Source organism: Nocardioides sp. T2.26MG-1 (assembly GCF_950101795.1).
Classification (GTDB): domain Bacteria; phylum Actinomycetota; class Actinomycetes; order Propionibacteriales; family Nocardioidaceae; genus Nocardioides.
The window spans coordinates 17,229-33,677 of the sequence record NZ_CATNLZ010000007.1 but is presented as its reverse complement, the minus strand read 5'-3'; the positions used below and the strand labels follow the sequence as shown (position 1 = coordinate 33,677).

The 16,449-nt window shown below is 72.4% G+C and carries 18 protein-coding genes and 1 pseudogene; 1 reads left to right on the top strand and 18 read right to left on the bottom strand.

Annotation, left to right across the window (positions count from 1 at the left end; translation table 11 throughout):
* Nucleotides 1–32: 32 nt before the first annotated feature.
* From arcD to QQZ14_RS07895, 6 genes are all read right to left on the bottom strand, one after another.
* A complete protein-coding gene (arcD, locus tag QQZ14_RS07920) occupies nt 33–1,502 on the bottom strand; it encodes an arginine-ornithine antiporter (protein ID WP_284533704.1) in 1,470 nt (489 codons plus the stop codon).
* 292 nt (nt 1,503–1,794) lie between these two features.
* The gene (locus QQZ14_RS07915; protein WP_284533703.1) at nt 1,795–2,808 is read right to left on the bottom strand and encodes an NADPH:quinone reductase; all 1,014 of its coding nucleotides are present in this window, start codon (nt 2,806–2,808) and stop codon (nt 1,795–1,797) included.
* Between the two features lie 39 nt (nt 2,809–2,847).
* On the bottom strand, nt 2,848–4,173 hold the full coding sequence (locus QQZ14_RS07910) for a MinD/ParA family ATP-binding protein (RefSeq protein WP_284533702.1): 1,326 nt from the start codon (nt 4,171–4,173) through the stop codon (nt 2,848–2,850).
* Nucleotides 4,174–4,318: 145 nt separating this feature from the next.
* Nucleotides 4,319–5,650 carry a dihydrolipoyl dehydrogenase family protein gene (locus QQZ14_RS07905; protein WP_284533701.1) on the bottom strand — a complete coding sequence of 444 codons (1,332 nt, stop codon included), beginning with the start codon at nt 5,648–5,650 and terminating at the stop codon, nt 4,319–4,321.
* Between the two features lie 9 nt (nt 5,651–5,659).
* Nucleotides 5,660–6,496: a DUF1206 domain-containing protein gene (locus QQZ14_RS07900; protein ID WP_284533700.1), complete on the bottom strand. Its 837-nt coding sequence runs from the start codon at nt 6,494–6,496 to the stop codon at nt 5,660–5,662.
* A complete protein-coding gene (locus QQZ14_RS07895; RefSeq protein ID WP_284533699.1) occupies nt 6,493–7,500 on the bottom strand; it encodes a dihydrolipoyl dehydrogenase family protein in 1,008 nt (335 codons plus the stop codon). The genes QQZ14_RS07900 and QQZ14_RS07895 overlap by 4 nt, the downstream gene beginning before the upstream one ends.
* A 95-nt stretch (nt 7,501–7,595) precedes the next feature.
* Between QQZ14_RS07895 and QQZ14_RS07890 the strand changes: the two genes are divergently transcribed.
* Nucleotides 7,596–7,736 (top strand): hypothetical protein, encoded by a 141-nt coding sequence (locus QQZ14_RS07890; RefSeq protein ID WP_284533780.1) that lies wholly within the window; start codon nt 7,596–7,598, stop codon nt 7,734–7,736.
* A 14-nt stretch (nt 7,737–7,750) separates the two neighbouring features.
* On the opposite strand, the pseudogene QQZ14_RS07885 reads toward QQZ14_RS07890, so the two are convergent.
* The 12 genes and pseudogenes from QQZ14_RS07885 to ruvX all read right to left on the bottom strand — a co-directional run.
* Nucleotides 7,751–7,870 (bottom strand): annotated as a pseudogene (locus QQZ14_RS07885) (hypothetical protein); the annotation flags it as partial.
* Between the two features lie 35 nt (nt 7,871–7,905).
* Nucleotides 7,906–8,313: a transcription antitermination factor NusB gene (gene nusB, locus QQZ14_RS07880; protein ID WP_284533697.1), complete on the bottom strand. Its 408-nt coding sequence runs from the start codon at nt 8,311–8,313 to the stop codon at nt 7,906–7,908.
* Entirely contained in the window at nt 8,313–8,876 is a 564-nt protein-coding gene (efp, locus tag QQZ14_RS07875; RefSeq protein WP_284533696.1) for an elongation factor P, read from the bottom strand. The genes nusB and efp overlap by 1 nt, the downstream gene beginning before the upstream one ends.
* Before the next feature lie 110 nt (nt 8,877–8,986).
* On the bottom strand, nt 8,987–9,787 hold the full coding sequence (locus tag QQZ14_RS07870; RefSeq protein WP_284533695.1) for an SIMPL domain-containing protein: 801 nt from the start codon (nt 9,785–9,787) through the stop codon (nt 8,987–8,989).
* A gap of 147 nt (nt 9,788–9,934) precedes the next feature.
* Nucleotides 9,935–10,375, bottom strand: coding sequence for a type II 3-dehydroquinate dehydratase (locus QQZ14_RS07865; RefSeq protein WP_284533694.1), 441 nt, complete (start codon nt 10,373–10,375; stop codon nt 9,935–9,937).
* Complete coding sequence (aroB, locus tag QQZ14_RS07860) at nt 10,372–11,469, bottom strand: 3-dehydroquinate synthase (RefSeq protein WP_284533692.1); 1,098 nt, start codon at nt 11,467–11,469, stop codon at nt 10,372–10,374. Before aroB ends, QQZ14_RS07865 begins: the two co-directional genes overlap by 4 nt.
* The gene (locus QQZ14_RS07855) at nt 11,466–12,002 is read right to left on the bottom strand and encodes a shikimate kinase (RefSeq protein WP_284533691.1); all 537 of its coding nucleotides are present in this window, start codon (nt 12,000–12,002) and stop codon (nt 11,466–11,468) included. Before QQZ14_RS07855 ends, aroB begins: the two co-directional genes overlap by 4 nt.
* Complete coding sequence (aroC, locus tag QQZ14_RS07850) at nt 11,999–13,177, bottom strand: chorismate synthase (protein WP_284533690.1); 1,179 nt, start codon at nt 13,175–13,177, stop codon at nt 11,999–12,001. The genes QQZ14_RS07855 and aroC overlap by 4 nt, the downstream gene beginning before the upstream one ends.
* Before the next feature lie 40 nt (nt 13,178–13,217).
* Nucleotides 13,218–13,937, bottom strand: a complete 720-nt coding sequence (locus QQZ14_RS07845; protein ID WP_284533688.1) for a prepilin peptidase — start codon at nt 13,935–13,937, stop codon at nt 13,218–13,220.
* Nucleotides 13,934–14,767 (bottom strand): shikimate dehydrogenase, encoded by an 834-nt coding sequence (locus QQZ14_RS07840; RefSeq protein ID WP_342395228.1) that lies wholly within the window; start codon nt 14,765–14,767, stop codon nt 13,934–13,936. The genes QQZ14_RS07845 and QQZ14_RS07840 overlap by 4 nt, the downstream gene beginning before the upstream one ends.
* Nucleotides 14,761–15,954, bottom strand: a complete 1,194-nt coding sequence (gene mltG / locus QQZ14_RS07835; protein WP_284533687.1) for an endolytic transglycosylase MltG — start codon at nt 15,952–15,954, stop codon at nt 14,761–14,763. The genes QQZ14_RS07840 and mltG overlap by 7 nt, the downstream gene beginning before the upstream one ends.
* Nucleotides 15,955–16,422 (bottom strand): Holliday junction resolvase RuvX, encoded by a 468-nt coding sequence (gene ruvX / locus QQZ14_RS07830; protein WP_284533686.1) that lies wholly within the window; start codon nt 16,420–16,422, stop codon nt 15,955–15,957.
* Nucleotides 16,423–16,449: the final 27 nt, after the last annotated feature.

The window sequence follows — 16,449 nt, the reverse complement described above, 5'->3', positions numbered from 1 at the left end:
ACCGCCCCGCCTCCCGTGATGAGGAGCGACGCTCAGATGGAGACGAAGCCCTGGACGAGGCCGATGACGCCGGCGATCGACAGCGCGACCACCACGGCCACGACCAGGCGCTCGGCGGCCGTGAAGATCTCGGCCCGGACCTGCGTGCGTGCCCAGACGTACAGGGCGGTGCCGACCAGGTAGAAGATGCCGGCGACGAGCACGTACTCCCAGCCGCCTGCGTAGACCAGCCACACGGCGTAGGCCAGGGCGACCATGCCGATCACGATGTCGCGGGTGCGGTTGTCGTGCTGACCGTAGGTCTCGCCGGTGAACGCGAGCTTGACCTGGTAGAGCGCCGACCAGAGGTACGGCAGCAGGATCAGCGAGGTCGCGAGGTAGATCAGGTCCGTGTAGGTGCTGTCGTTGACGAGCGTCCACAGCAGCATCAGCTGGACGCAGCCGTTGGTCAGCCAGAGCGCGTTGGACGGGGCGCCGTAACGGTTCTCCGCGCCGAGCTGGCGCGGGAGCACGCCCTCCTGGGCGGGCAGCCGGAGGATCTCGACGCAGAGCAGCACCCACGAGAGGAGCGCGCCCAGCAGCGAGATCGCGAGGCCGGCCGAGATGAAGCCGGTGCCCCAGGCACCGACCTCGTGCCGCATGAGGCCGGCCATCGACGGGTCGTCGAGACCGGCGATCTTCGCCTGGCTCATGAGGCCGTAGGACAGGAGGTTGACCGCGAGCAGCAGGCCGAGGACGCCGACGAAGCCGATCACGGTGGCGCGGCCGACATCGCTGCGCTTCGCGGCGCGCTGGCTGTAGACCGAGGCGCCCTCGATGCCGATGAACACCCAGACGGTGACCAGCATCATGTTCTTGACCTGGTCGAGCGTGGTGCCCAGGCCCTGGTTGTCACCCCAGACGTCGGCGGTGAAGATGCCGGCCTTGAAGCCGACGGCGGCGATCGCGATGAAGGTGACGATCGGGACGATCTTGGCGATCGTCACCAGGGTGTTGACGAAGGCGGCGTTGTGGACGCCACGCGTGGTCAGCCAGTGCAGGACCCATAGCACGACGGAGGCGAATGCGACCGCGGCCACGGTGTTGCCGCCCTCGAAGGCGGGGATGAAGTAGCCGAGCGTCGACATCAGCAGCACGAGGTAGCCGACGTTGCCGATCCAGGCGCTGATCCAGTACCCCCAGGCGGAGGTGAAGCCGAGGTAGTTGCCGAACCCGGCGCGGGCATATCCGTAGACACCGCCGTCGACCTCGGGCTTGCGGCGCGAGAGCGTCTGGAAGACGAATGCCAGCATGAGCATGCCGACGCCGGTGATGAGCCAGCCGATGAGCAGCGGTCCTGGAGCGGCGCTCCCGGCCATCTGGGACGGCAGGGCGAAGATGCCGCTGCCGATCATCGATCCGACGACGAGTGCGACCAGCGCGGGCAGGGCCAGGGTTCCGGCTGCTCGCGAGGGCTGCTCAGGGCTGGGGCCCGACGGTGGTCGGACCATTTGCTGAGTCATGTAGTTCGGGCCTCCTTCAGGAGACGGAAGACCGATCTTCCGTCCTGTGAAGGACGCTAGGGCCCGGCGCTGAGCGGGCAGGAGGGACGAACGGCACTGCCGACCGGGACAGGTCCCAGCCCGCAAGAGGGCCATCGACCATGCCGCGGCACGCTCGCGCGCGTCGTTGTGGATCACCCTACAACGTCATGCATGAACTTGCATCGCCGCCCGCGCAAAATCTCTGCAGGGGTGGTTGATCACACAGTCGTCGCGGGCCCGACGGGCCACCAGCTCCGCAGTGAGGTCTTCGTCACTCGGAGACGTCCAGGAGCACCTTGCCCACGGCGCCGTTCTCGACGGCGTCGTGGGCCGTGGCGGTCTGCTCGAGCGGGTAGTGGTGGAGCGGCAGCCCCGCCTCCGCGCCCACCCGGAGCGCGCCGGCCGTCACGGCGGCGGCGACGTCCTCGACCGCGGCCTGCAGGAGGTGGTCGGCGAGGGTGTAGAGGATCAGGAACTGGAAGCGGAGGTTCTTCCCGAACGCCGCGCGCAGCGGCATCGTGAGGGTGTCGCCCCCGTTGTTGGCGTAGATGGCCACGGTGCCGTGCACCCGGACCACCTCGAGGTCCAGCGCGATGTTCTGCGCGGGCGCGACCTCGACCGCGATGTCCACACCGCCGGGGGCGACCGCGAGGATCCGCTGGGCGACGTCCGGCTCGCGGTAGTTCACGACGTGGTCGGCCCCGGCGGCGCGCGCGAGCGCGGCCTTCTCCTCGCTGCTGACGGTGGTCACCACGGTCGCGCCCGCCCATCGCGCCAGCTGGATCGCGGCGTTGCCGACCGCCCCCGCTCCCCCGGCCACCAGCACCGTCCGGCCGGCCAGCGCCCCGGGCGCGAGCCGGGCCGGGCCACCCTCGAGCGAGGTGAGCGCGCGGTGGGCGGTGACGGCCGGGACGCCCAGGCTGGCGCCGAGGTCGAACGACGCGTGCTCGGGCAGCGCCACCACGCGATCGGCCGGTTGCACGGTGTACTCGGCAGCGGTGCCGTAGGCGCGCCCGTGCTGGGCGAGCACCAGCCAGATCCGGTCCCCGACCGCGAGGCCGACGACACCGGCGCCGACCGCGTCCACGACCCCCGCGCCGTCCTGGCCCGGCGTGACCTCGTCGTACCCCGACATCATGCCGGCGCGGAACTTCCAGTCGGTCGGGTTGACCCCGGCACGCACCAGGCGCACCCGCACCTCGCCCGGCCCCGGCTCGGGAACCGGCCGGTCGACCACCTCGAGCACCGACGACGGACCTGTCTGCTGGTAGACGACTGCACGCATGATCTCGACCGTAGCGCTGGCGCCGCGAGGCCGGTGGCCTCAGAGCGCGGCGGCCATCCCGGCGCAGGCCTTGAGCCACTGCATCCTGGTGTGCTCGGACAGCTGGGCATAGGGCACGACCGAGCCGGACACGAGCGCCGGGTCGTAGGGCACCCGGTAGACCGCGCGGGTCCGCTGCTGGTAGACCTCGACGAGGTCGGCCGCGAGCTTGGTGTCGACGGTCGCCGACGGGTCGGACAGAACGGTGATCGCCTTGTACTTCAGGTTCTGGTAGCCCGCGTCCTGGAGGGCGTCGAGCATCCACAGCCCGCTGTAGCCGGTGTCCTCGCGCACGGTGCTGGTGACCACGAGCAGGTCCGCGGCACCGGCCGCCGCGAGCCAGTTCTCGGCGCGCATGTTGTTGCCGGTGTCGATGAGGATGATCCGGTAGAACCGCTCGAGCAGCTTGTGCACGGCGTCGAAGTCCTGGGCGCGGATCGTGCCCGTCACGTCGGGGCGCTCGTCGGAGGCCAGCACGTCGAAGTGGGCGTCGCCCTGCGAGCGCACGAACGCGCCCAGGTCACCGATCCGGGACTGGTAGACGTCGGTGAACCGCTCCAGATCCTCGAGGAGCTCACGCGTGGTGTTGCGGTGGGTGCTGCGGGTGCCCCTGATCCCGAGCGTGCCGCGGGTCTCGTTGTTGTCCCATGCCACGACGCCGCCGCCGCGGACCGTGCCGAACGTGTAGCCCGCCGCCAGGACGCCCGTGGTCTTGGCGGCACCGCCCTTGGGGTTGATGAACGCGATCGTGCGCGGACCGTCGAAGTCGCGCTGGATAGTGCGGCGCTGGTCCTCGTACGCCGCCTCCGCCGGTCCCATCCGCGGCGTGATCAGGCCACCGCTCAGGCGTCGGACGGCTCCCCGCCACCCCCACGAAGCCGGTCCGTGTTCGTGGGAGCCGTCACGCCGGTCGAGGAAGTCGGTGGCGGTCATGAACCTGCGCACCTCGCCCGGTCGGTCGCCGGGCTCGATCACGACGCCCGGATCCGCGGGCGGTCCCTCGACGACGACGGCGGGAGGGGCGGGCGGCGGCGAGCTCGCCGGGGGGCGGTACGCCGGCGGCGGTGAGCTGGGCGGCGGCGACGTGGGCATGACCGGGACCACCGGCCGTCCCGGCGGCGGACCCGCGAGGGGATCGGTCAGAGGATCTCCGGGCACCGGTGCCCCCGACGCCCCGGGCCCACCGGCCGACCACGCGTCGCGGCGCGCGGCGTACGTCGCCAGGTCCTCGGGGGCGCGGAGCCGGTCTCCGGCCCCGTCACGGGTGGCGTCCGAGCCGTCCAGGTCGGGTCGCGAGCCTGCCGTGCTCCATGCTTCCTGCGACATCGGCGTCCTCTCTCGAGAGACAGGCGAGTTCCTGCTGTGCAAGTGATTCCCCGATATCGGCACCGTCACACGCGCCGTGGGTGACCGATCCCGGCAGGCCAGCCGGGCGGTCTCCACGGTGCGGCCACGCGACGACGAGTCGGCCTCAGAGGTCCGCGAGTGCCGCCGCGATCGCCCGGTGGAAGGTCGGGTAGGCGTAATGCATGCTGCGCAGCGTCGCCACCGGGATCCGGGCGTGCACCGCGGCCGTGAGCAGCCCCAGCACCTCGCCGCCGTACGGCGCCACCACGGCGCCACCGACCAGCACGCCGCGGTCGGCGTCGGCCACGACCTTGACGATCCCGTCCGCCTCGTGGATCCAGCCCCGGCTGGACCGCGGCACCTCGGCATGCCCGACCGCGACCCGGAGCCCGGCCGCCCGTGCCTGCTCCTCGGTCAGACCGACCGAGCCGACCTCGGGATCGGTGAAGGTCACCCGGCTGACCGCGCGGTACTCGGCCCACGGGCCGTCCGCGCCGAGCAGGTCGCGGACCGCGACCTGGGCCTGGTAGATCGAGAGGTGCGTGTAGGCGCCGTGGCCGGTGATGTCCCCCACCGCCCAGAGCCGGTCGCCGGCGCGCATCCGCTCGTCGGTCGCGACCCGGTCGGCCTCCGGATCGAGCCCCACGGTCTCGAGGCCGACGTCGTCGAGGTTCATCCGTCTGCCGGTCGCGACCAGCAGCCGATCCGCTGACACGGTCTCACCGTCTACGTCGACCTCGAACGACCCGTCCGGAGAGCCCTCCGGCGACCCGTGCCGGACCTCGGCCACGTCGACGCCGGTGCGGATCTCGACGCCCTCGCGCCGCAGCGCCCGGGCCACGACCTCGCAGGCCTCCGGCTCCTCCGGGCACAGCATCCGGTCCTGCGCCTCGAGCATCGTGACCCGAGTTCCGAACCTCGCGAACGCCTGGGCGAGCTCGGCGCCGATCGGACCCGCCCCGATGATCACCAGCGACGCGGGCGGCTCGGTCTGACGCATCACCTGCCGGTTGGTCCAGTACGGCGTCCCCGCGAGGCCGGTGATGGCGGGGACGGCCGGCCGGGTGCCGGTGTTGAGGACCACGCCGAGTCGCGCGTCGTACTCCTCGCCACCCGCGGCCGTCTCGACCACGACCCGCCCCGGTCCGTCGAGCCGGCCGTGCCCGCGCACGACACGCACTCCGGCCTCGATGAGTGGACCGGCGTGCTGGTCGTCGGTCCAGTCGTGGTTGGCCTCACGGATCCGCTCTGCGGCCCGGCTCCAGGGCCGGCCCTGCTGGGCGGTTCGGATCAGCAGCTTGGAGGGCGTGCAGCCCCAGAACGGGCACTCCCCGCCGACGAGGTCGCTCTCGACCCCGACGACCGACAGGCCCGCCTCGGCGAGCTTGCGAGCGGCGTGCTCGCCCCCGGCCCCGAGACCGAGGACGACCACGTCAACGGGGTCGACCGACGTCACCGGCGCGGGCTACTTCGACAGGTGCCGGGCACGGGCGAGCGTGAACAGCCCGTAGCAGCCCAGGCCGACCCCCAGCAGGCACAGCAGCACGGGCCCGAAGGTGGTGTCGAGGACCTCGAAGAGCGCCTGGTCGATGCCGCCGGACTTCTTCGCGTCATGCGTGATGGCCGCGTAGGCGAACAGCCCGCCGACGATGACGAACGCGATGCCCCGAGCGGTGTACCCCGCTTTGCCGAACGCGATGTAGGCCGTGCCGGTGCTGCCGCTGCGGCCCTCCGCGTCGAGCTTGTCGGCGAACCCCTCGGTCCAGGCCTGGTAGCCCTGGTAGAGGCCGTAGGCGATGATCGCCAGCGCGACCAGGCCCACCAGGAGCTGCCCGCCGGTCATGTCCATGACCTTCGCGGTCCAGGTCTCCTGGCCCTTTCCGGACGACCCGGACCCGGTCGCCACCTTGAGGCCGGAGAGGCCGATCGCGCCGTAGATGATCGCCTTGCCGACGGACACGAGCCGCTTGCGGGTCCGCTTGCCGTCGTCGCGCTCCTCCTGGTGGCCGAAGGCCGCGTCGAGCAGCTTCCAGAGCACCAGCAGGAACATCCCGATCGAGACGACCCAGATCAGGATGTCGCCGAAGGGCTGCTCGGCGAGCTGGTGCATCGCTCCGGAGCTCGACGGCTTGCCCTCGCGGTCGCCGAAGGCGAGCTGGACGGCGAGCCAGCCGATCATCAGGTACACCACGGCGTAGGCCACCAGGCCCGCGCGGACGGCGTACTCCATCCAGTCGCTGTTGTGCGCGTCGCGGCCGGCTCCCTCGGCCCGTCGCGCGGTGCTCCCTCCCGAGACGCTCATGACAGGTCGGCGATGGCGGACTCGATGGCCCGGTGGAAGGTGGGATAGGCGTACATCATGTTCCTCAAGGTGTCGACGGGGACCTCCGCGTGCACCGCGACGGCCAGGAAGCCGAGGATCTCCCCGCCCGCCGGACCCACCGCAGTGGCTCCGACCAGGACTCCCCGATCCGCGTCCTCGACGACCTTGATCAGGCCGTTCCCCCCGGGTCCGTGGGTGAAACCCCGCGACGACCGCTCGAGCGGCGTGGAGCCGGTCCGGACCCGCAGCCCGGCCGTGCGCGCCTGCTGCTCCGTGAGCCCCACGCCGCCGACCTCGGGATCGGTGAACGTGGTGTGCGGTACGGCGTGGTAGCGCGCCGGCGCCCCGGGCTCGCCGAGGATGTCGCGCAGGGCGACGGCCGACTGGTACATCGACACGTGCGTGAACGCGCCCTTGCCGGTGACGTCGCCGATCGCCCACAGCCCCTCCCCCGCGCGCAGGTGGACGTCCACGTCGAGGGTGCGGGCCCGGGGGTCCAGGCCGACGGTCTCCAGTCCGAGGTCGTCGAGGTTGGGGGTCCGGCCGGCGGCCACCAGCAGCCGCTCGGCCGTCAGCCGCTCACCGGTGTCGAGGTCGAGCGCGAACCTTGCCTCGGCGTGCGCGGCCCGGGTCAGCTCGACCCCGGTGAGCACGCGGATGCCCTCGTCGGCGAAGACCTTCCCGATCAGCGCCGAGGCCTCCGGCTCGTCCGCCGTGAGCAGGCGCGGGGCGTGCTGCACAACCGTCACCTGCACCCCGAACCGGGAGAACACCTGCGCGAGCTCGCAGCCGATCGGCCCGCCGCCCAGCACGACCAGCGAGGCGGGGAGCTCGGTGACCCGGACCGCGTCGCGGTTGGTCCAGTACGGCGTCCCCGCCAGGCCGTCGACCGGCGGGACGGCCGGCCGGGTCCCGGGGTTGAGCACGACGCCGCGGCTCGCGGCGTACGCCCGCTCGGTGCCGTCCGCGAGCTCGACCCGCACCCGGCCGGGGTCCGTCGAGCCGCGCGACCCCGTGGTGGACGGTGGCCCCGGCGTCCTGGAGCCGGTCGACCGCGATCGTGTCGTCCCATCCGGTGGTGGCGTCCTCGTCGAGCCGCCGGGCCACCACCGACCAGGTGGGGGCGATCGTGGCCTCCCCGGCCACCGCCCCCGCCCGCCGGACCTCCGCGACGAGGTCGCTGCCGCGCACCATCATCTTGGTCGGGATGCAGCCGTAGTAGGGGCACTCGCCGCCGACCAGGTGCCGGTCGACCGCGACCACCCGCAGGCCTGCCTCGGCGGCGCCGGTGGCGAGGGCCTCGCCGCCGGGTCCGGTGCCGATGACGACCAGGTCCACCTCGTGAGCGACCATGGGCCAACTATGGCCCAGGACGCCCGCGAGACGGGTCAGACGATCGTCTGCTTGTTCCTCACGACGCTGCCGAGGATGCCGTTGACGAACTGCGGCGACTCGTCGGTGGAGAGCTCGGTGACCAGCGCCATCGCCTCGCTGACCGCGACGGCGTCGGGGACGTCGTCGGCGTACAGCAGCTCCCACACGCCGATCCGCAGCACGTTGCGGTCGACCGCGGGCATCCGGCTCAGCTCCCAGCCCTCGGAGTACGACGAGAGCAGCTCGTCGATGTGGGCCTGGTGCTCGACCACGCCGCGCACGATCGTGGCGGTGTAGTCGTTGGTCGGTCCCTCGCCGTCCGCGATGGCGCGGTCGAGCGCCTCGACCGGGCTCTCGGAGCGCATGTCCGAGGCGTAGAGGACGTCCAGCGCGCGCTTGCGGGCCTTGGACCGGGCGCTCATCAGCCCTTCACACGGCCGAGGTAGGAGGAGTCGCGCGTGTCGACCTTGACCTTCTCGCCCTGGTTGATGAACAGCGGGACCTGGATCTCGTGGCCGGTCTCGAGCGTCGCCGGCTTGGTGCGGCCGGTCGCGCTGTCGCCGGCAAGGCCGGGCTCGGTGAAGGTGATCTGCAGCTCCACGGAGGCCGGGAGCTCGATGAACAGCACCCGACCCTCGTTGGTGGCGATGATGACGTCCTGGTTCTCGAGCAGGAAGTTCTTGGTGTCGCCCACGATCTCCGGCGGCACCTCGAGCTGCTCGTAGCTCTGGACGTCCATGAACACGTAGGAGCTGCCGTCGTTGTAGAGGTACTGCATGGTGCGGCGGTCGACCGTCGCGGTCTCGACCTTGGTGCCGGCGTTGAAGGTCTTGTCGACGGTCTTGTTGGACTCGACGTTCTTCAGCTTGGTGCGCACGAAGGCCGGGCCCTTGCCGGGCTTGACGTGCTGGAACTCCACCACGGCCCAGAGCTGGCCGTCGATGTTGAGAACCATGCCGTTCTTGAGGTCGTTCGTCGTTGCCATGCGCGCGTGTCAGCCTTCTGCGTACGTCGTGGGTCGGAGTGCCGCCCGGACCGCGCCCGGGCAACAGCGCACGAGTCTATCGGCTCGCCCCGCGGCACCGAAAAGCGCGGCTACGACAGCTCCCAGACCACCTGCACCGTCACCGACCCCTGGTCGCGGCCGGCGCGGATCGGCATCGCCGCGGCCAGCCGGTCCAGCGAGCCGTAGCCGGCCTTGGCACCGTGGAGCTCGATGTCCCGGGTCGGCAGCGGGCGGGTGCGCACCTCGCGGAGCGTGACGACGTCGCCGAGCGTCTGGCCGGAGGCCTCGGCGTACTGCTGCGCCTTGACGGCGGCCTCCTCGACCGCGGCGTCGCGGGCCTCGGCCATCACCTCGTCGCTCTCGCCGACCAGCAGGCGGATGTTGCTCACTTGCACGCTGTTGCCCCCGGCGGCGACGGCGGCACTGACCGCCTTGCCGCCCTGCTTGAGCTCCTTGACGAGCACCGCGGCGCGCTCGGAGACGCGGTAGCCGGTGATCGTCGGCGGGCTGTAGTCGTGATACTGGTACACCGGCGTCATCGACAGCCCCGTGGTCTGCACGTCGGCCTTGGCGACGCCGTACTCCCCCAGCGCGCCGAGGACCTTGCTCATCGTCGTGTTCGCGGCGTCGAGCGCGTCGTCGAGGCCGACGCGCGTCACGTGCACCCCGAGGCCGAAGGACAGCTGGTCGGGGACCGCGCCGGCCTCGCCGGTGCCGGTCATGGTCAGCATCCGGCGCGGCTGCGCCGGTGCCGGGCTCCGGTCGTCGGCCGCCTGCGCCGCCGGGGTCGCCCCGCCGGAGCCGCCGAGGAGGTAGGCCACCACCAGGGCCATCGCCACGAGCGCGGCCACCAGGAGCCCGCGCACACTCACCGTCACGTTGGTGTTCATGTGGGTCCGACGCCGGCCACTCCCAACGGGTTCCCCCACGTTGATTCGTGACTTGTGACGATTGATTCCGGACTTCTGGCCATCTCGCCGGTCAGAAGTCCCAACTCGACTGTCTGAACTCCCGACTCGACGTGCAGAAGTCCCGACTCAACGTCGGGCGATGACCTCGAGCGCCATCCGGTAGCCGTCGACGCCGTGGCCGGCGATCACCTCGACGGCGTACGGCGTGACCACCGAGGTGTGCCGGAACTCCTCGGGGCGCTGGTGCGGGTCGGAGATGTGCACCTCGACCAGCGGCGCCGTGAGCTGGGCACAGGCGTCGAGGATCGCGTAGGAGTAGTGCGTCCAGGCTGCGGCGTTGAGCACGACCGGGACCGCGTCGTCGGCGGCGGAGTTGAGCCAGTCGAGCAGCGCACCCTCGTGGTTGGTCTGCCGGACCTCGACGTCGAGGTCCAGGTCGCGGCCCCAGTCCACGCACCGCTGCGCCAGCTCGGCGTGCGTGGTCGTGCCGTAGATCTCGGGCTGGCGACGACCGAGCCGGCCGAGGTTGGGACCGTTGAGCACCAGCACCCGCCGCGTACCGCTCACGCCGGCCCGCCGATCGCGGCGTAGGCGTCGCGCAGGTCCACCACCGAGGGGCCGGCCAGGACGGTGGGAACCGCCAGGTCGGAGAGCACCACGAACCGCAGCTGCGAGCCGCGCGCCTTCTTGTCCACGCGCATCGCCCGGTGCAGCTCGTCGAAGGAGGCCTGGGAGTACGTCGTGGGCAGGCCGACCCGCGAGAACGTGTGGCGGTGCCGGTCGACGACGTCGGCCGCGAGGGTCCCCGCGCGGCTGGCCAGCTCGGCGACGTAGACGCAGCCGATCGAGACGGCCTCCCCATGCCGGATGCGGTAGTTCTCGGTGCGCTCGATGGCGTGCGCCATGGTGTGGCCGTAGTTGAGGATCTCGCGGCCGGGATGGCCGCCCGCTCCCCCGGTCTCCTTGAGGTCGGCGGAGACCACCTCGGCCTTGACCCGCACCGCGCGCTCGACGAGCTCGCGCAGCACCGGCGAGTCGGCGTCGAGCCCAGCCGGGTCGGTGCTCTCGACCAGCGTCAGGATGCCCGGATCGGAGATGAACCCGCACTTGATGACCTCGCCGAGGCCGGCCACCAGCTCGGCCCGCGGCAGCGTGCGCAGCGTGGCGAGGTCGCACAGCACGCCGGCGGGCTCGTGGAACGCACCGACGAGGTTCTTGCCGCTGCGGGTGTTGACGCCGGTCTTGCCCCCCACGGCCGCGTCGACCATGCCGAGCAGCGTGGTGGGCACGTGCACGACCTTCACGCCGCGCAGCCAGGTCGCGGCGACGAAGCCGCCGACGTCGGTGGTCGCGCCGCCGCCGAAGGTGACGACCGCGTCCGAGCGGGTGAACCCGGCCTCGCCGAGCGCCTCCCAGCAGGACACCGCGACCGCGGCCTTCTTGGCCCGCTCGCCGTCGGGGATCGGCAGCACCATCACGTCGTACGCCGCGGCAAGGGAGTCGAGGACCGGGCGCACCAGCTCGGCCAGCGCGTCGGAGAACACGACCGCGACCCGCTGGACGCCCACGCCGAGCAGCTGCGGGAGCCGGTCGGCGAGGTCGTGGCCGACGACCACGTCGTACGGCGAGGGGCCCGTGACCCGCACGACGGTGTCCCTCATGCCTCCCCCTCCACCTCAGGCTCGCCGTACGCGGCCAGGATCTCCTCGGCGACATCCTCGGGGCTGCGCCCGTCGGTGTCCACGACGAGGTCCGCCACCGACTCGTAGATCGGGGTGCGCTCGTCGAGGAGCGCCTTGATCCGGCCGCGGACGTTGCCGAGCAGCAGCGGGCGGGAGGTGCCGAGCCCGACCCGCTTGACCGCGTCGGTGAGCCCCACCTGGAGGAACACCACCCGGTGCCCGGCCAGCAGCTCGCGGGTGTGCGGGTCGAGGACGGCGCCGCCGCCGAGCGCCAGCACGCCGTCGTGGGTCGCGAGCGCGTCGGCGACCGCGGCTCGCTCGAGCCCGCGGAAGGCCTCCTCGCCGGAGTCCACGAAGATGTCGGAGATCGTCCGGCCCTCGACGGCCTCGACGTCGCGGTCGGTGTCGCGGACGGTCGTGCCCCAGGCGGTGGCCAGCAGCTCGGCGACGGTGGTCTTGCCGGCGCCCATCGGGCCCACCAGCACGACCCGGGGCCGGGTCGGAGTGGTCACCGGAACCTCAGCGTGTCCAGGTAGCTCTCCACGTTGCGGAGGGTCTCGCGCACCGAGTCGCCGCCGAACTTTTCCAGGACGGCGTCGGCGAGCACCAGCGCGACCATCGCCTCGGCGACGATCCCGGCGGCCGGGACCGCGCAGACGTCGGAGCGCTGGTGGTGGGCCACGGTCGCCTCGCCGGTGGCGACGTCGACGGTCCGCAGCGCCCGGGGCACGGTGGCGATCGGCTTCATCGCCGCGCGCACCCGGAGGATCTCGCCGGTGGACATGCCGCCCTCGGTGCCGCCGGAGCGGCCGCTGACCCGCTCGATGCCGTGGGTGCCGGAGACGATCTCGTCGTGCGCCCGCGAGCCGGGCGTCGCCGCGAGCTCGAACCCGTCGCCCACCTCGACGCCCTTGATCGCCTGGATGCCCATCAGCGCGCCGGCGAGGCGGGCGTCGAGGCGCCGGTCCCAGTGCACGTGCGACCCGAGGCCCGGCGGCAGGCCGTGGACCACGACCTCGACCACGCCGCCGAGGGTGTCGCCGTCCTTGTGGGCCTGGTCGATCGCCTCGACCATCAGCTTGCTGGTGTCGGCGTCGAGGCACCGGACCGGGTCGTCGTCGAGCCGGGCCACGTCGTCGGGGCCGGGCCACAGGCCGGCGGGCGCTCGGACCCCGCCCAGCTCCAGCACGTGGGAGACGATCCGGGCCCCCGTCGACTGCTCGAGGAACTGCGACGCCACCCGGCCGAGCGCGACCCGGGCCGCGGTCTCGCGGGCCGAGGCGCGCTCGAGGATCGGCCGGGCCTCGGGGAAGTCGTACTTCTGCATCCCGACCAGGTCGGCGTGGCCGGGCCGCGGCCGGGTGAGCGGGGCATTGCGGGCCAGTGCCTCCAGCTCGACCGGGTCGACGGGGTCGGCCGACATGACCTTCTCCCACTTGGGCCACTCGGTGTTGCCGATCTCGATGGCGACCGGGCCTCCGATCGTCTCGCCGTGGCGGATGCCGCCGACCAGGGTGACCTCGTCCTGCTCGAACTTCATCCGCGCGCCGCGCCCGTAGCCGAGCCGGCGCCGCGCGAGGGCGTCGGCGATGTCGCTCGAGGTCACCTGCACATGGGCGGGCAGCCCCTCGAGGATCGCGACCAGGGAAGGGCCGTGGGACTCACCCGCGGTCAGCCAACGAAGCATGGCCGCAGTCTTTCACGCCGGGCCGCCGGCCCGACCGCGGTCACCCCGTGACGAGACCGCTCCACAGCGGACCGAGGACCACGCCCGCGAGCGCACCCGCCAGCAGGAACGGCCCGAACGGGTAGGCGACCTTGAGCACGGCGCGGTTGCGGCGCACCAACGCCACGAGCAGACCGGGCACCGAGAACGCCAGGAACGCGCCGTACACGCCGATGAGGACCTCGGCCCAGCCGAGGTAGCCGAGCGCCAGCCCGAGAACCGCGGAGAGGCGGACGTCGCCGAAGCCCATGCCGGCGGGGTGGATCCACCAGAGCAGGTAGAACAGCCCGAACACCACGACGACGCCCAGGCCGGCACCGACCAAGGCGTCCCGGTCGGCCTCCAGGAGGCCGCTGAGGAGCACCAGCACCGCCGTGACCAGGAACGTCGGCCACACCACCACCGTGGGCAGCAGGTGCGTGCGCAGGTCGACCGCGGCGAGCGCCACGCCCACCGGGACGAGCGGGAGCAGGAACAGCAGCGGCCAGGCGAGGCCGACCGACGCCCCGACCAGGCCCCCGGCGATCAGGCAGACGGCCACGGAGACGGCCGGTAGGAGCGGTGCTGCGGCGACGTCGGCGTACGCCGGCTTGGGGGGGCCGTCGTCCGGGTCAGGCTCCGGGTCGGGCTCGGGGATCCACGAGATCAGCGGCGCCACCAGCAGGCCGGCGGCGCTGCACGCGACCGCGCCGAGGGCGACGGCCGCCGGGTCGAGGCTCACCCGCCCGCCGCCGCGAGCGCGCGCTCTCCCGCGGCCCGCATCGCGGCCAGCGGCCCGGCGACGCCGGTGAACAGCTCGAACTGCAGGACCGCCTGGTGCACCAGCAGGTCCAGTCCGCCGACCAGCACGCGGTCGTCGCCCACCGAGGCCGCGAGCGGGGTCGGCCACGGGTCGTAGACCACCTCGAACACCACCGGGACGTTCGCGCAGCGCTCGACCAGTGCGGTGTCCTGGGCCGCGGCCGGGACCGTGGAGACCACCACCTCGCCCTCCACACGGCCGTCGGCGAGCTCGTCGACCTCGACCGTGGGCGCGGCCGGATGGGCGGCGATCGCGGCAGCCGCGGCCGCAGCTCGCTCCGGGCTCCGCGCCAGCAGCCGCACGCGGCGTGCCCCGAGCTCGACGAGCGCGAGCCCGGTCGACGCCGCTGTCGCTCCCCCGCCCAGCACGGTCCCGGCGGTGACCGGGCCGTCGTAGCGCTCCCGGATCGCCGCGACCGCCCCAGGCAGGTCGGTGTTGTCGGCCAGGACGACCGAGCCGTGCTCGAGCACGAGCGTGTTGACGCCGCCGGCGAGACGGGCGCGGTCGGTCACGTCCGTGACGAGCTCGAGGGCGCGCCGCTTGAGCGGCATCGTCAGCGACAGGCCGCGCCAGTCGGCGCCGAGCCCGCCCAGGAACGCTGCCAGGCCGTCCTCGTGCACCCGGACCGCGTCGTACACCCAGTCCAGGCCGAGCGCGGTGTACCCGGCCCGGTGCAGGGCGGGCGACAGCGAGTGGGCGACCGGGTCACCCAGGACGGCGCACCGCATCGTCTGGTCGGGGCTCAGCACCGGTCGGACTGGGTGGCGCAGTACTCCTGGAGCTCCTGCTTGAAGCCCAAGAACTCCTGGTAGTCGTCGGTGAACTTGGTCTTTCCGGTCTTGAGGTTGACCGTCACGTAGAACAGCCAGCTGCCGTCCGCGGGGTGCGCCGCGGCGGCGATAGCGTCGTCGCCCGGTGCCTCGATAGGCGTGGGCGGCAGGCCAGCCTGCTTGTAGGTGTTGTACGGCGAGTCCGCCACCGAGTCGATCTCCGCCTGGGTCAGCACGGCGATCGTGGAGCGACCCAGGGCGTAGTTGACCGACGCGTCGACCTGCAGCAGCCCGTTGGTGAGGCCGTTGTCGGGGTTCTCGACACGGTTGTAGATCACCCGGGCGATCTTCGGCATGTCATCACCCCGGCCCTCGGCCTGCACGAGGCTGGCGACGGTCATCAGCTCCGCAGGCGTGTAGCCGAGCGCCGCCGCGGCGTCCTCCAGATCGGCGTCGTCGGCGGCCTGCTGCCAGCGAGTGACCATGGCCTTCAGCATCGACTCGGGGGTCGCGTCCGGGCCGAAGTCGTAGGTCGCCGGGAAGAGGTAGCCCTCGGGGTTGCCGTCGGCGTAGTCGGGCAGCCCGAGCGAGTCGGGCTTGTCGAGGACCTTGTTGAAGTCGGCCTTCTTGTACTTCGTCTTCTTCGCGAGGATCGCGACCGTGTCGACCACCCGTAGGCCCTCGGGGATCGTGACCCGGTCGGTGACCATGTTGGCGGGGTCGACGAGGATGCCGACCACGTCGGCGGCGGCCATCTCCTTCTTCAGCGCGAAGTAGCCCGCCTGCAGCTTGGACCAGTCCGGGCTCGCGTTGGCGGCTTCGACGAACGCGTCGACCGACGCGACGACCCCCGCGGACTTCAGGTCACGGCCGATGCTCCCGGCCGTGGCCCCGCTGACGACCTGGTAGGTCACGTTGCCGCGACCCGGGCCCGGGTAGTCCTCGGCGGAGCCGAACTGGTCGCGCACCTTGTCGATGCCCCAGGTCACCACGAAGTAGAAGCCGCCGACGACGATCGCGAGCGCGACCAGCACCGCGAGGCAGCTGCGCAGGCTGCGGCGCCTCCGCCGCCGGCCCGGCTCGTACGCCGGGTCCGCGGTGCCGAGCACACCCCCGTGATCGCGCGTGTCGTCCAGGCCCTCGAGGGGCTCGTACTCGTCGGTCATCTAGGTCTCCTCGACGATCTCGCCCGGCGCGGCCCCCGTCGCGCGTTCGGTGTCCAGTGCGTGCTGCAGGATCAGGACGGCTGCTGCCTGGTCGACCACGGCTCGCCGCTTGCCCCCCTTGCGGCCCTGGTCGCGCAGCATAGCCTCCGCCGACACGGTGGTCATACGCTCGTCGACCAGCCGCACCGGGACCGGTGCCACGCGGGCCGCGAGCCGGCCCGCGAACTCCCGGACCTTGACCGCGGCCGGCCCCTCGCCCCCGGAGAGCGACCGGGGCAGGCCGACGACGACCTCGAGGACGGGCGACCCGTCGCCCTCCTCGCTGAGGATCCGGACGATCCGGGCGAGGTCGCCCTTGCCGCGGCGTACGGTCTCGACCGGCGTGGCCAGGAACCCCGTGGGGTCGCTGCGAGCCACCCCGATACGGGCGTCTCCGGGGTCGATGCCGATGCGGGTGCCGTGCCTCATCGTCGGGCTCATCCTCGCGGCCGGGCC

Excerpts from the sequence above, each read along its gene's own strand:
- efp (WP_284533696.1), bottom strand. The coding sequence starts at position 8,876 with ATGGCAACGACGAACGACCTCAAGAACGGCATGGTTCTCAACATCGAC.
- ruvX (WP_284533686.1), bottom strand. The coding sequence starts at position 16,422 with ATGAGGCACGGCACCCGCATCGGCATCGACCCCGGAGACGCCCGTATC.
- QQZ14_RS07900 (WP_284533700.1), bottom strand. The coding sequence starts at position 6,496 with ATGAGCGTCTCGGGAGGGAGCACCGCGCGACGGGCCGAGGGAGCCGGC.
- aroB (WP_284533692.1), bottom strand. The coding sequence starts at position 11,469 with ATGAGGGACACCGTCGTGCGGGTCACGGGCCCCTCGCCGTACGACGTG.
- arcD (WP_284533704.1), bottom strand. The coding sequence starts at position 1,502 with ATGACTCAGCAAATGGTCCGACCACCGTCGGGCCCCAGCCCTGAGCAG.
- nusB (WP_284533697.1), bottom strand. The coding sequence starts at position 8,313 with ATGAGCGCCCGGTCCAAGGCCCGCAAGCGCGCGCTGGACGTCCTCTAC.
- aroC (WP_284533690.1), bottom strand. The coding sequence starts at position 13,177 with ATGCTTCGTTGGCTGACCGCGGGTGAGTCCCACGGCCCTTCCCTGGTC.
- QQZ14_RS07910 (WP_284533702.1), bottom strand. The coding sequence starts at position 4,173 with ATGTCGCAGGAAGCATGGAGCACGGCAGGCTCGCGACCCGACCTGGAC.
- QQZ14_RS07870 (WP_284533695.1), bottom strand. The coding sequence starts at position 9,787 with ATGAACACCAACGTGACGGTGAGTGTGCGCGGGCTCCTGGTGGCCGCG.
- mltG (WP_284533687.1), bottom strand. The coding sequence starts at position 15,954 with ATGACCGACGAGTACGAGCCCCTCGAGGGCCTGGACGACACGCGCGAT.
- QQZ14_RS07915 (WP_284533703.1), bottom strand. The coding sequence starts at position 2,808 with ATGCGTGCAGTCGTCTACCAGCAGACAGGTCCGTCGTCGGTGCTCGAG.